This is a genomic window from Streptomyces sp. NPDC054849 (genome assembly GCF_053610945.1).
On record NZ_JBSGZI010000051.1, the window covers coordinates 19,955 to 33,185 of the forward strand.

Genomic DNA, 13,231 nt, shown 5'->3' on the forward strand with positions numbered 1-13,231 from the left:
CGCCTCATGACCGGCCGGGGCCGTCCGCTCAGTGTGTCCCGGGCTCCGGCTTCCGGCCGAAGTGGCGGGCGGTGGGCACGAGTGCGGCCGCGGCGGGGACGAGGAAGCAGGCCGCGGCGCACACGGCGAGCACCGGGGTGACGCCGAAGGCGGCGATGGCCGGGGTCGATCAGAGCCAGGCCGACCGGGGCGAGGCCGTAGGACACGAGGAAGTCCAGGGAGGAGACGCGGGCCAGCTTGTCCGGCGCGACCTCGCGCTGGGTGGCGGTGAACCAAGGGACGTTGAACAGCTCGATCCCGATGCCGGCGGCGACGTAGGCGGCGATCACCACGGCCGGGTGGATTGGCAGCATCAGGCTCAGCGGCGCGACGCCGTACACGGCCAGTCCGGCGAAGGCGGTCCATCCCTGGGAGCGGGGCCGCCACCCGGGAGGTGACCAGGGCCCCGCCGAGCGCGCCCACGGTGTAGGCCGTCATGGCCGCGGCCAGGACCCACTCGGTGCCGTAACGGTCGCGGCTGATCAGGGGCAGGGCGACGCTGGTGGCGGAGTAGCCCAACGCGATCGGCGCGGAACGAGGCGCGTGGCGCGGGCCCGTGAGGTGACGTGGCGGCAGACGGTCCGGATGCCGCGGACGGTCCGGTGGCGGCGGACGGTCCGGTGGCGGCGGACGGTCCGGTGGCGGCGCCGCGGCCCGGGAGGAGTGCGGCGACCAGCCACAGCAGGCCGATCCCCAGCAGCAGCGTCCCGACGTCGACGAAGGCCGCCAGCAGCGCGGTCAGGGTGGGACCGGCCAGTGTGGAGGTCCGTACCGCGAGGGTCATGGCGGCGTTGGCCTGCTGCCTGCGGCCGGCGTCGACGACCTCTGCGGTGAGCGCCTGGAAGGCGGGGCGGCAGGCCCCCTGGCCGGCTCCGGCCAGGGCGGCCGCCAGGGTCATCAACGCCAGTGACCGGCCGAGGCCGAAGGCGAGGAGGGGCGCGGCGACCGCGGCCGCGAGGGCGGACCAGAGCACGACGGCCCGGCGGGAGGGGTCGTGCCGCGCCGACCGGGTGCGCGGACACCTCGACGCGTTCCGCTGACCCGTCTCGCCTCTCCACCCTCAGCGGCGCACACGCGCAGCGCCGGTCACCACGGGGCCGGCCGGCCTGCCGCGCACCTCACCGGGCTCCCGTGGGCACCGGCGGTGCGTCGTCCCGGGCCGCGCCGGTTGTGATCATCAGCCCGGCGGCGACGGCCGCGAGCAGCGTGGCGCCGAACGCACACCAAAGGGTGCCGGTGTATCCCCCGAGCAGTTCGCCGGTGATCGACTCGGTCGGCAGGTACCCGTCGGCCAGGCGGGCCGTGATGACGGCGCTGAGCACCGCCCCGCCGAACGCGCCGCCCAGGTCCTGTCCGGCGATGACGGTCGCCGAGGTCCCCCCGGAGAACTGCGGGGCGACGGCGGCGGTGACGGTGGCGAAGAGCGGCGTGAAGGCGAGGCCGAGGCCGGAGCCGGTGAGGAGCATGCCGGGCAGCACGTGGGTCGTGTAGGCGCCGCCGACTTCGAGGAAGGTCAGGAGCAGGTGTCCGAGGGCCGCGAGCACCAGGCCCGGCGCGATCAGGACGCGGGGCGGGACCAGGTGCAGCAGGCGGCCGGAGACCTGGGCGGCGAGGACGGCGGCGGCTGCCGAGGGGAGGAAGGCGGCCCCGGCCATGGCCGGGGAGAGGTCGAGCACGCTTTGCACGTAGAAGTCGATCGACGGGAAGGAGGCGACGGTGCCGACGCCGGCCAGGAACAGGACGAGGACGCAGCCGATGCGGTTGCGGTCGCTGACGAAGGACGGCGACAGCAACGAGCTCGACGCCCTGGTCTGCCACCACAGGAAGGCGCCGAGCAGGAGGACGCCGACCGCGATCAGGCCGAGGACCAGGAGGGAGGTCCAGCCGGTCTGCCCGACCTGGCCGAGGCCGTAGGTGAGGGCGAGGGAGCCGCCGGTGCCGAGCAGCACACCGGGAACGTCGAGGCGGGCGCCGGTAGGGCCCGGGCGGTCGTGCAGCAGGGTGAGCGCGCCGATCAGGGCGATCACGGCGAGGGGGAGGCCCGCGTACATGCACCACCTCCAGGCCAGGGCTTCCAGCAGCCATCCGCCCGTGGCCAGGCCGAGTGCGGAACCGCCGGCCGCGATCGCGGCGTAGATCCCGAAGGCCCTGCCGCGTTCCCGGGGATCGGGGAAGCCGGTGGCCACCAGGGCGAGGGCGGCCGGCGTCAGCAGCGCGGCGAAGACGCCCTGCAGCACGCGGGCGCAGACCAGCGTGGTGGTATCGCCGGCCGAGCCGCCGAGCGCGGAGGCCGCCGCGCATCCGGCCAGTCCGATGATCAATGCGGTCCTGTGCCCCATCAGGTCCGCGAGGTGTCCGCCGAGCAGCAGCAGGCCGCCGAACGCGAGCAGATGGGCGTGGAAGACCAGAGTCATGTCGCCGGCGGGAAGGTTCAGGTCCTGCTGGGCGGACGCCATGGCCGTGTTGAAGGTCGTCGCATCGAGCAGCACCATCAGCTGCGCCAGCGCGATCACCGCCAGGCCCCACCAGCGCCTGGGGTGCGGCGGCTGCGCGTCCTGGAGGGAGGGTACCGGGGGCGGGGCCGCGGGCCAGGCGCCGGGGAGCGGGCCCGGCGGGGGTCCGAATCCCTGCGCGGGGCCGAAGTGCGCCGGGGACTTCGGGGCATACGCGGGCGGCGGGGGCGGCGGCAGGGGCTCGGCGGACGGGGTGCGGGGGGCCGGCTGCGGGGAGGGGGTTTCGGCGGAGGCGTCGGCGGGTGTCCCGGCGCGCGTCTCGGAGGACGTCCCGGCGGAGGCGTCGGCGGGTGTCCCGGCGCGCCGCTCGGCGGGTGTCCCGGCGCGCGGCTCGGCGGGTGTCCCGGCGCGCGTCTCGGGGGCGTAATCCAGCAACCGGGCCGCATGACGACCCAGTTGCGCCAGCACCGTGCCCGGCAGCCACTCCGAGGCCTGGTCCTTCGCCGTGGCCGCGGCCACCTGCTGGGGAGTGGGCCGCTTGGCCCGGTCCTTGTCCAGGCAGGCGCGTACGAGGTCGAGCAGGGTCTCCGGTACGCCGGTCAGGTCCGGCTCCTCCTCGGCGACCCGGAACAGATGGGCGTTCAGGCCGGTGTCCCGGGCGCCGAAGAGAAGGCGCCCGGTGGCGGCGTAGACGAGGACGGCACCGAGGCAGAAGACGTCGCTGGCCGGGGTGAGTTCGCGTCCGCGGACCTGCTCCGGCGACATGAAGCCGGCCGAGCCGATGAGCATGCCGGTGCGGGTGTGCAGGCTGTCCCCGGCGAGGCTGTCCATCGCCCGCGCGATGCCGAAGTCGATGACACGAGGGCCGTCGACGGTGACGAGGACGTTGGACGGTTTGAGGTCGCGATGGATCAGCCCCGCCTCGTGCACGGCCCGCAGGGCGAGGGCGAGGCGGTTGGCGAGCGTGTGGACCGAGTGCTCGGGCAACGGCCCGAAGTCCTTGGCGACGACCGTGTGCAGGTCGGGCCCCGGGATGTACTGGGTCGCCACCCAGGGCACGGCGGCGTCGGGATCGGCATCGAGCACGGCGGCCGTCCAACTCCCGCCCACGCGCCGCGCCGCAGCGACCTCACGGGCGAAGCGCCGACGGAACTCGGGATTCCCGGCGTACTCGGCCTGCACGACCTTCACGGCCACGGTCCGCCCGACCTCGGAACGCCCGAGATAGACCAGACCCATGCCTCCGGCCCCCAGGCGGGCGATCAGGCGGTACGGGCCTATGCGGGGCGGGTCTTCGGCGATCAGCTGGTCCACTGAAGGAGGATATTCAAACCATCCGACAACGAGTGGCCCATCGACCGAATCGGAAGCCGCCGGCCTCCGGAGGACTACCACGTGTCGCGCTGACAGCAGCCGCACATGTCACCTCCTGCAACACCGCGCTGTACGTACGGGAACTACGTCGCCGAGTCGGGGCGCACCGACGGCCTGTCCTGAACCGCCGGAAGGTGCGTGGGGCGACCCGGCCGCGCCGCTGTGCGCAGCGCCGCGACGACGGCCGTGGTCGTCGGGTTCGCAGTCTCGGTGTGACGCGTCGCGGCGAACAGGAGGCGCCGGATCGGGCGATCCTCGATGGGCGCCGTGCGGATTCCCGGTGTGGCCGGATCGATGGCCGTCCGGGGGACGAGCGCGGTGGCGAGACCGGCCCGTGCCAGGGTGAGCTGGGCGGCGATGTCGGCGGTGATGTAGCGCGTCGTGGGGGTGAAGCCGGCCTGGTGGCAGGCGTGCAGGATGGCCTGTCCGCAGTCCGTTGTCGGCGGCGGCACGGTAAGGGTATGCGTGGCCAGTTCCCGCAGCGCGACGGCGGGCCGTTCGTCGGCTCGGCCGGCCGCGGTGACGACGAGCAGCGGATCGTCGAGCAGCGGGGAGACCTCGATGCCCCGCGGCGCGGTAGCGGGCAGGTGGTGATATCGCTGCCCCAGCACCACATCGACGGTGCCGAGCGTGAGTTCCCGCAGTTGCGCCTGGTCGGTGAGCAGACAGTTCACGGTGAGCTGTGGGTGGTGCGAGCCCAGCGCGGTCAGCGCGGGGGCCACGATCCTGGCGACGGTCGACGGCAGCGCCGCGAGGGTGGCGGTGGCTCCGACCGTGCCCTTGACCGCCGCGAGGGCGCTCTCGGCGTCCTCCATGGCAGCGAGGATCCGGTCGGCGTGTTCGAGGAGCACCCGGCCCGCCTCGGTCAGCGCCACGGTGCGTCCGTCGGGGCGCAGCAGATCGACTCCCACGTCGCTCCGCAGTGCGGACAGCTGCTGGGACACGGCACCGGCGGACAGCGCCAGCGACTGGGCGGCCGCGGTGATGGAGCCCCTGGCGGCAACGGTCTTGAGCATGTACAGACGGCGGATATCCAGCATGACTCGATAGATTACCTAAAGGGTTCCCTCAGGAATCATCCCCTTGACCTGTTGAGTGGGCGTGAGCGACCTTCGGCGCATGGAAATCCTCGATTGCATCGCCGCAGTGGCACGGCCCCTCCACGACTTCGGTGACGAGTTCATGTCCGACGAGGCGACCGCCGCCGTCGGCCTGCGTGCCGGGTTCCCCCCAGGACGGGGCTTCTACTGCCGCGGACGGTTCGGGGTGCTCGGTGAGGCACCGGCCTCGGTGGTCCAAGCGGTACAGGGATTCCTCGGCCCCGAGCTGGTGATCACCGGCTGGGAGGCAGGACGGCCCGTGATGCCGGCGGAGGAAGCCGCCGCCTGCTACGCACAGGCCGTGCGGTCCTGGGGGCGCGCCCACGTCCCCGCCGACGTCGACGTGGAGCACTTCAACCGCTTGGCACAACATCTGATCGACGCCGCCGACGCCGCCGCGCTGCCCCTGTTCGCCGGCTGGCGCGCGCAGGCCTGCCCCGACGACGACCCGGTCGGTGCGGCCATGCAACGCGTGCACGTACTGCGGGAACACCGTGGCGCCTGCCATCTGGCGGCGGTGCGCCTGAGCGGCCTGAGCGCCCGAGCAGCGATGGTCGTCAACCTCGGCGTCGAGCAGGCGGCCCACTACGGCTGGCGGGAGCCACATCCCGTCGCCGCAACCCTGATCCCGCGTTGGCGGCGTGCAGAGCAACTCACCGACGAACTGCAGGCGCCGCTCTACGCCGCCCTGACTGATCGACAGCGCAGCGCATTCGCCCGACTCGTCGACGGATTGACCGCTTCCCCGACCCCGTAACGGGACGCCGGAAGCACGGACGAGGCACGAGGCGAGCAGCCCGAGCAGCCATGCCCGGACCGGGTGGACCGGGGTTCGCTGTCCGGAGGGCGCGGGGTTTGCTTACGGTCAGGCGTGGTTGACCGGGAGGACGTCCGGGGAGAGGGCGCCCGCGTGGGCCGCCGCGCTCGTCATCCGCTTGCGGTGGTGGCGGCGGCAGAGGACCTCGTAGCCGATCTCCTCCGCCGGGCGGTTCACGTCGCCGACCACGACCTGGGCGCCCTCGACCACCATCGCCCCGCCCACCGTACGGGCGTTGTGCGTGGCGCGGGCGCCGCACCAGCACAGGGCCTCCACCTGGAGCTGTTCCAGGCGGTCCGCGAGCTCGATCAGGCGCTGCGAGCCCGGGAACAGCTTCGTACGGAAGTCGGTGGTGATACCGAAGGCGAAGACGTCCAGCCCGAGGTCGTCCACGATCCGGGCCAGCTGATCGATCTGCTCAGGGGCCAGGAACTGCGCCTCGTCCACGATCACGTAGTCCGCCTTGCCGCCCTTCGACAGCTGAGCGACCAGGTACGCGTACAGGTCCATGCCCTCCGGCGCCTCGACCGCTTCGGTGACGAGGCCGAGGCGGGAGGAGAGCTTGCCCTCGCCCGCACGGTCGTCACGGGTGAAGATCACGCCCTGGAGTCCCCGCGCGTCGCGGTTGTGCGCGATCTGGAGCGCCAGCGTGCTCTTTCCGCAGTCCATCGTTCCGGAGAAGAACACCAGCTCGGGCATGGGGAGTACAGGACCTTTCGGCTCGTGGGCAGGGTGGTGGCCGGGCGGCCGGGTGCGGCCGCGGAACAAGCGTGGACGGGGGGCGGGTCGGGCCAGACGCGCGTCAGCTGCGGATCTCGAGCAGGGGGACCAGCTGCTCCGCCGCGGTCATGGAGCCGTGCATGCCGACGAGCGCGGACTCGTTCGGCTCGTTGCGCGACGCGGTGATCGCGACGTCGGCCTGGGCGGCCGCGACCACGTCGCCGATCCGCCCGAGCACGCGCTCGTCGCACTCCCCCGGCACCCCGAACCAGCCCAGTTCCAGGGCCTCTTCGCGGCTCGCGACCCAGAACCGGTCGCCGAGCACCTCGCGCCACACGGTCAGCACGTCGGCCTGCGCGCCCGGCACCGCGTACACGTGCCGGGCCCGGCCCTCGCCGCCCAGCAGGGCCACGCCGGCGCCCAGCTCCCAGTCCTCGTCGAAGTCGATCCGGGAGTCCTCGTCGAAGGGGACGTCGACCATGCCGTGGTCCGCGGTCACGTACAGCGCTGTGCGCGGCGGCAGCTGCTCCGCGAGCCGCTGGACGAGCCGGTCGACGAGCATCAGCTGGCCGCGCCAGGCGTCGGAGTCCACGCCGTGGCGGTGGCCGGCCCCGTCGAGCTCGCTGAAGTACGTGTAGACGAGCGAGCGGTCGCCGGCCGCGAGCTGGATCGCCGCGAGGTCCATCCGCTCCTCGCCCGTCATCCGTCCGTGGAAGGTGCCGCCGCTCAGTGCGATCTTGGTGAGCGGGGTGGTCTGGAAGGCGGGCGAGGACACCTGGGCGGTCGCCACACCGGCCTTGTCGGCCTGCTGGAAGACCGTCGGGTACGGCTGCCAGGGCTTGGGCTGGGTCCACGGATGCCAGCGGAGCTGGTTCATCAGCTCGCCGGTGGCGGGATTGCGCACGGCATAGCCGGGCAGGCCGTGGCGGGAGGGCGGCAGGCCGGTGCCGACGGAGGCCAGCGAGGTGGCGGTGGTCGCGGGGAAGCCCGAGGTGATCGGGCGGCCGGTGCCACCGCGCGAGCTGCCTAGGAGCGAGGTGAGGTACGGAGCCTCGTCCGGGTGGGCCTTGATCTGCTCCCAGCCCATGCCGTCGACCAGGAACACGCAGTTCCGGTCGGCCGGGGTCAGCTCGGCGATGGCGGCGGTGAAGCCCGGGACGCCCTGGCCGGCCACGAGCGTGGGCAGCAGGTCGGCGAGCGACCCGGTGCCGTACTCCGGGACGGGGGCACCGGCCAGGTCCAGCAGCTCCGGCTCGGGCCAGTCCTGCGCCGCGGAGTACGCCATCAGCGGGCGGAGGTCGAAGTGGCCGCCGTGGCTTCGCTGAGCGCCTGGGCGAAGACCAGGGTCTGGCGCACGGCCTCCGGGCCGTCACCGGCCTCGCTGACCCGCAGGCTGAGGTCGTCGGCGGTGGAGTTGCCGGTGTAGCCGTGGTCGGAGTCGCAGTTCGGGTCGCCGCAGGCTGCCGGCTCCAGGTCGATCCGCGAGACCGCGCCCCAGCCGATGGTCAGGACGACCTCGCGGGGCAGGGTGCCGGGGGTGTAGGACTCCGGGTTGGCGACGACGCGGCTCAGCACCACGGAGGAGATGCTGGAGAGCTTGACCGACTCGGTGGAGGTGGTCGCGTACGGGGACGGGGACCCGGCGTCGGCGGCCTGCTCGTCGGTGTGGCTCACGATGAAGCGGTTGCCGGTCAGCACCAGCACGGTGACGTGGCGGCGCACCTCGTTGGAGTCGAAGGTCGTCTCCTGGTGGACCAGGTACGACGAAATCGGCTCGCCGCCCACCGCGGCCTCCACGGCCTCGGCCACGAGGGCCGGGTAGTAGCCGCTGCGCTCGATCGCCGTGCGCAGCCCCTGGGTCGTCGTACCGGATTTCGCCATGAGGTCCATCCTAAGGCCCCTCCGGTGCCCTCAGGCCGCGCCGTACCCGGTCAGTAACTGGGGAGGGTGCGCGGACCGAGATCGCCGCGGGCGGGCGGGTGCGCCACGCGGACGGTGGCGCTGAGCACGGACAGGCCCTCGGGGGCGACGACCACCGGCTCCAGGGAGACCCCGACCACCTCGGGGTGGTCGTCGACGAGGCGTGACACCCGCAGGAGCAGTTCCTCCAGCGCCGGGGTGTCCACAGGGTCGCTGCCGCGCCAGCCGAAGAGGAGGGGGGCCGCCCGGATGGACCGGATCAGTCCGGCGGCGTCGCGGTCGGTGGCGGGGACGAGCCGGTGGGCGGTGTCCCCGAGCAGCTCGGAGGCGACGCCGGCCAGCCCGAAGGAGAGGACGGCGCCCGCCGCCGGGTCGATCACGGAGCGGATCACGGTGTCGACGCCGCGCGGCACCATCGCCTGCACCACCGGCTGAAGCTCGGCCGGCTTCCCGAGCAGCTCGGTGACCTCCTCGTACGAGCGCCTCAGCTCGGCCTCGTGTCTGAGGTCGAGCCGTACGCCGCCCAGGTCGGCGCGGTGGCGCAGGTGCGGGGCGGTGGTCTTCAGGGCCACCGGATAGCCCAGGATCCCGGCGGCCCGGACCGCCGCGTCGGGGCTCGGGGCGGGCAGGGTGGGCAGGACGCGGATCCCGTACCGCGCGAGCAGCTCGCGGGCGTCCCAGTCGGTCAGGGTCAGCACGGCCCCGCCGTCGACGTCCGCCAGCAGACCGGCCAGCTGGGCGGCGGTACCGGCCTCGTCTATGTCCTCGTACTCGGGCACCTGCCCGACCTCGGCGAGTGCCCGCCGCCACTGCCCGTACCGGACGGCTTCGGCGAGGGCCCGTACAGCCCGCTCGGCGGCGGGATAGCTGGGGATCCGGTCCGCTCCGACCCGCCCCGCGCGGGGGGGCACGGGGGCGGAGGGCCCGTACGGGGTCCGGGGAGGAGCCCCCGGGGGGCGCAGCGCCGTTTCCGGCGCGTCGGGCAGGGAGGGGGTGGGGGAAGAGCCCCGCGCGGCGGAAAGAGCTTCGACCAGCTCGCCGAGTTCCACGTGCACCACGGCGACGGGCTTGCCCGGATGCTCGGCCACGGCCTCCCGAAGCGCGTCCGCCAGGTCGTCGGCCAGCGCGTGCTCGCTCACCCACGGAATGGCCGTGACCACCACCGCGTCGCAGTCGTCGGAGGCGAGCGCGGCGGCCAAGGCGGCGCGGAAGTCCTCGGGCGAGGCCGCCGTCGTCAGGTCCAGCGGTGGCAGCGGCCGCAGGCCCTGGGTCAGGCAGGCGTCGTAGGTGAGGACGCCGAGGGATTCGGAGTTGCCCAGGATCGCGATCCGGGGCCCGGCGGGCAGCGGCTGCCCGGCCAGCAGGAGGCCGACGTCCACCAACTCGGTGACCGTGTCGACCCGGATGACACCGGCCTGCCGCAGCAGGGCGGAGACGGTGGCCTCCGGCAGCCTGGTGTCGGGGACGACGTGCCCGGCCGGGGTGTGGCGGCCGCCCTTGGCGACGACCACCGGCTTCACGGCCGCGGTGCGGCGCGCGAGGCGGCTGAACTTCCGGGGATTGCCGAGGGTTTCGAGGTACATCAGGGCGACGTCGGTCGTCTCGTCGTCGTACCAGTACTGCAGGATGTCGTTGCCGGAGACGTCGGCCCGGTTCCCCGCGGAGACGAAGGACGACAGTCCTTCGCCGCGCCGGAGCAGCGCGGAGAGCAGGGCGATCCCGATCGCCCCGGACTGCGTGAACAGGCCGATCCGGCCCCGCATCGGCATCGGCGCGGGGGTCAGCGAGGCGTTGAGCTCCACCTCCGGCGCCGTGTTGATCACGCCGTAGGCGTTGGGACCGATCAGCCGCATGCCGTAGGAGCGCACCTGCCGCACCAGTTCGCGCTGGCGGGCGAGTCCGGCCGGGCCGCTGTCCCCGTATCCGGCGGACAGGACGACGAGCCCCTGCACCCCGTGCTCGCCGCAGGCGGCCACGGCGTCGGGGACGCGGTCCGCCGGAACCGCGATCACCGCGAGGTCGACCGGGGCGCCGACGGCCTCGACGCTGCGGTAGGCGCGTACGCCGTCGAGCAGGTCGCGCGTGACGGCTTCGTTGACGGCGTAGAGGTGGCCGTGGAAGCCGCTGTCCCGCAGGTTGCGCAGCGCGGCCGCGCCCACGCCCGCGCCGGAGCGGCTGACTCCGATGACGGCCACGGAGCCGGGGGCCAGCAGTCGCTGCACCGAGCGGGCCTCGGCGCGCTGTTCGCGGGCGCGCTGCACGGCGAGGGACTCGGCGGTGGGTTCGAGGTCGAGGGTGAGGTGGACGGAGCCGTCCTCGAAGCTGCGCTTCTGCTGGTAGCCGGCGTCGGTGAACACCTTGATCATCTTGGTGTTGGCGGGCAGCACCTCGGCGGCGAACCGGCAGATGCCGCGCTCCCGGGCCACCGCGCCGATGTGTTCGAGGAGGGCGGAGGCGACGCCGCGGCCCTGGTGGGCGTCCTGGACGAGGAAGGCGACCTCGGCCTCGTCGGCGGGCGCGGAGGCGGGCCGGCCGTCGGCGCCGATGCGGTCGTAGCGGACGGTGCCGATGAACTCCCCGCCGATGGTCGCCGCGAGGCCGACCCGGTCCACGAAGTCGTGGTGCGTGAAGCGGCGCACGTCGCGGTCGGAGAGCCGGGGGTAGGGGGCGAAGAAGCGGTAGTACTTCGACTCGTCCGAGACCTGCTCGTAGAAGCTGACGAGCCGGCCCGCGTCCTCGGTGGTGATGGGCCTGATCCGGGCGGTGCCGCCGTCGCGAAGGACGACATCGGCTTCCCAGTGGGCCGGGTACGAGGGGTCCGACTCGATGGTCATGGGCCTACCTTACGGCCGGACCGGGCCGGGCAGCGCTCGCGCGGCGCATGCGGCACCAGCGGGCAAATCAGTGCAAGCTGGGGAAGTCGAATGGCGGAAGATTCCGGCCGAAGGCCGGTCGGAGCATTCCGGGTGTCGTGAGAGACTGGTCTAGACAACCGTAAGAACCTGAAGGGCATCACCATGGCAGAGCGCCGCGTCAACGTCGGTTGGGCCGAGGGCCTGCACGCTCGTCCCGCCTCGATCTTCGTCCGTGCGACGACCGCCTCCGGCGTCCCGGTGACCATCGCGAAGTCCGGCGGCGACCCCGTCAACGCCGGCTCCATGCTGGCGGTTCTGGGTCTGGGCGCCCAGGGCGGCGAAGAGATCGTCCTCGCCTCCGAGGCCGAGGGTGCGGAGGCCGCGCTGGACCGCCTCGCGAAGCTCGTCGCCGAGGGTCTCGAGGAGCTCCCCGAGACCGTCTGACCCTTCGGGTTCGACCCACGCAGGACCAGGGCGAGCCGCGGCCCCCGACGCCCCGGGGACCGCGGCTTCGCCGTTTCCGCGCCGGGCACCGGCGGGGCTCTGCGCGCGGATCATCGGACCACCCCTGCGGGAGGCCCCTCCCCCCGGCGGGGCCTCCCTCGGCGGTCCGTCCCGGCGGGCCTCCTCACCCGCCGGGACAGACCTCCCATCCGCCCGCCCGAAGCCGGCCTGCCGCCCGCCCGCCCTCGGCGGGCCTCCCCGCCCGCCGAGGGCCGGCCCGGGAGCCCTCCGGCTCCCGTCCGGCCCTGACGGCGTGTGAGCCGGCGCAGGCCCCGCCCCGACCGGACGGCGGGCCGGCGAGCGCCTGGCCCCCGGCCTGAACGGCCCGGCCGTAACGAGCCCGGGCGTAACGAGCCACGAGCCCGGCCCTGACGAGCCCACCCGATCCAGACACGCCGATCCGGGCCCGCCCCGGCATCGGGCCCGGAGGAATCGAAACCCGGGAAATGCGGCTCGGCGCAGAGAATCAGCCGACCACCCGAATTCAGGCCCCCCGGCATCAAGCTCGCAGGAATTCGGCACGGCGATTTGACCCGGGATTGCAACCACCTCGCCGCAGCGCAGCGAATTCCCGCCATTCCACTCTTTGTATACGGCTTCTGTTAATGCCGGCCGCTCGACATGTTTACGGCAGGTTGCGAAGTGCTCACCGCCGGGCGGAGCCGCGGCCGGTGCGCCCCCGCCGTCCGGTCGGCGTGCACCGCCGTCAGCGCCCGCGCCCGCTCGGCGTCCCCGCGCGCCACCGCGTCCACGATCGCGCCGTGCTCCGCCCAGGACTCCACGGGCCGGGCCGGCGCCTCCACCACGTACATCCACGCGATCTTGTGCCGCATCTGCGTCAGCAGCGCGATCAGCCCGGGGCTGGCGGACGCCTGCGCGAGCGTCTCGTGGAACCAGCCGCCCAAGGACCGCAGATCTTCCCCCTGGCCGCGCCTGGCGCGCTCCTGCCCCAGTCTGACCAGCCCGCGCAACACCTTGAGGTGCGCCTCGGTGCGACGCCGGGCCGCCCGGGCGGCCGCCAGGGGCTCCAGAAGCATCCGTACCTCCAGGAGGTCCGCGGCCTCCTGCTCGGTCGGCTCGGCCACGCAGGCCCCCGCATGGCGGCGCGTGGTCACGAACCCCTCGGACTCCAGGGTCCGCAGCGCCTCGCGGACCGGGACGCGCGAGACTCCGTACCGGCGGGCCAGCACCTCCTCGGTCAGCCGACTGCCCGGTTCGAACACCCCGGAGACGATGTCGTCGCGGATTGCTGTGCATACCGCGTGCGCAGGAATACGCAAGACCGAACCTCCGCCTATTTCCGACTGCCAGTCCCCTCGCACGCCCATGCGTGCGCTGCAACTCTATGGGAACACACGATAATTTCCGAGAGCGGCCGGAAATACGAAACATTTGCACGAAGATGCAACACAAAAACCCCGGCTCGGGGAGCCGGGGTCTTCGGTGAAG

Annotated in this window: 9 protein-coding genes and 1 pseudogene; 2 read left to right on the top strand and 8 right to left on the bottom strand. The window is 73.4% G+C overall.

What is annotated here, in order from left to right:
- Nucleotides 1-28: 28 nt before the first annotated feature.
- The 3 genes and pseudogenes from ACWGIF_RS22035 to ACWGIF_RS22045 all read right to left on the bottom strand — a co-directional run.
- A pseudogene (locus ACWGIF_RS22035) lies at nucleotides 29-1,027 on the bottom strand (MFS transporter); the annotation flags it as partial.
- Between the two features lie 130 nt (nucleotides 1,028-1,157).
- The gene (locus ACWGIF_RS22040) at nucleotides 1,158-3,806 is read right to left on the bottom strand and encodes an MDR family MFS transporter (protein ID WP_453499857.1); all 2,649 of its coding nucleotides are present in this window, start codon (nucleotides 3,804-3,806) and stop codon (nucleotides 1,158-1,160) included.
- A 143-nt stretch (nucleotides 3,807-3,949) separates the two neighbouring features.
- Entirely contained in the window at nucleotides 3,950-4,906 is a 957-nt protein-coding gene (locus ACWGIF_RS22045) for a LysR substrate-binding domain-containing protein (protein ID WP_453499859.1), read from the bottom strand.
- A 79-nt stretch (nucleotides 4,907-4,985) separates the two neighbouring features.
- Between ACWGIF_RS22045 and ACWGIF_RS22050 the strand changes: the two genes are divergently transcribed.
- Nucleotides 4,986-5,723, top strand: coding sequence for an SCO6745 family protein (locus ACWGIF_RS22050; RefSeq protein WP_453499861.1), 738 nt, complete (start codon nucleotides 4,986-4,988; stop codon nucleotides 5,721-5,723).
- Nucleotides 5,724-5,831: 108 nt separating this feature from the next.
- Here the strand turns inward: ACWGIF_RS22050 and ACWGIF_RS22055 are convergent, their stop codons facing one another.
- The 4 genes from ACWGIF_RS22055 to ACWGIF_RS22070 all read right to left on the bottom strand — a co-directional run bounded on the left by ACWGIF_RS22055 (nucleotide 5,832) and on the right by ACWGIF_RS22070 (nucleotide 11,257).
- Entirely contained in the window at nucleotides 5,832-6,482 is a 651-nt protein-coding gene (locus tag ACWGIF_RS22055; RefSeq protein WP_453499863.1) for a thymidine kinase, read from the bottom strand.
- A gap of 103 nt (nucleotides 6,483-6,585) precedes the next feature.
- A complete protein-coding gene (locus tag ACWGIF_RS22060; RefSeq protein ID WP_453499865.1) occupies nucleotides 6,586-7,788 on the bottom strand; it encodes an alkaline phosphatase family protein in 1,203 nt (400 codons plus the stop codon).
- Nucleotides 7,788-8,384, bottom strand: a complete 597-nt coding sequence (locus tag ACWGIF_RS22065; RefSeq protein ID WP_030958173.1) for a DUF5998 family protein — start codon at nucleotides 8,382-8,384, stop codon at nucleotides 7,788-7,790. The genes ACWGIF_RS22060 and ACWGIF_RS22065 overlap by 1 nt, the downstream gene beginning before the upstream one ends.
- 50 nt (nucleotides 8,385-8,434) lie before the next feature.
- Nucleotides 8,435-11,257 carry a bifunctional acetate--CoA ligase family protein/GNAT family N-acetyltransferase gene (locus ACWGIF_RS22070; protein WP_453499867.1) on the bottom strand — a complete coding sequence of 941 codons (2,823 nt, stop codon included), beginning with the start codon at nucleotides 11,255-11,257 and terminating at the stop codon, nucleotides 8,435-8,437.
- 183 nt (nucleotides 11,258-11,440) lie between these two features.
- Between ACWGIF_RS22070 and ACWGIF_RS22075 the strand changes: the two genes are divergently transcribed.
- A complete protein-coding gene (locus ACWGIF_RS22075) occupies nucleotides 11,441-11,722 on the top strand; it encodes an HPr family phosphocarrier protein (protein WP_397732243.1) in 282 nt (93 codons plus the stop codon).
- A gap of 662 nt (nucleotides 11,723-12,384) precedes the next feature.
- Here the strand turns inward: ACWGIF_RS22075 and ACWGIF_RS22080 are convergent.
- Nucleotides 12,385-13,062: a GntR family transcriptional regulator gene (locus tag ACWGIF_RS22080; protein WP_453499869.1), complete on the bottom strand. Its 678-nt coding sequence runs from the start codon at nucleotides 13,060-13,062 to the stop codon at nucleotides 12,385-12,387.
- Between the last annotated feature and the right edge of the window lie 169 nt (nucleotides 13,063-13,231).

Coding starts and splice junctions, on each gene's coding strand:
- ACWGIF_RS22045 (WP_453499859.1), bottom strand. CDS start 4,906: ATGCTGGATATCCGCCGTCTGTACATGCTCAAGACCGTTGCCGCCAGG.
- ACWGIF_RS22050 (WP_453499861.1), top strand. CDS start 4,986: ATGGAAATCCTCGATTGCATCGCCGCAGTGGCACGGCCCCTCCACGAC.
- ACWGIF_RS22055 (WP_453499863.1), bottom strand. CDS start 6,482: ATGCCCGAGCTGGTGTTCTTCTCCGGAACGATGGACTGCGGAAAGAGC.
- ACWGIF_RS22060 (WP_453499865.1), bottom strand. CDS start 7,788: ATGGCGTACTCCGCGGCGCAGGACTGGCCCGAGCCGGAGCTGCTGGAC.
- ACWGIF_RS22065 (WP_030958173.1), bottom strand. CDS start 8,384: ATGGCGAAATCCGGTACGACGACCCAGGGGCTGCGCACGGCGATCGAG.
- ACWGIF_RS22070 (WP_453499867.1), bottom strand. CDS start 11,257: ATGACCATCGAGTCGGACCCCTCGTACCCGGCCCACTGGGAAGCCGAT.
- ACWGIF_RS22075 (WP_397732243.1), top strand. CDS start 11,441: ATGGCAGAGCGCCGCGTCAACGTCGGTTGGGCCGAGGGCCTGCACGCT.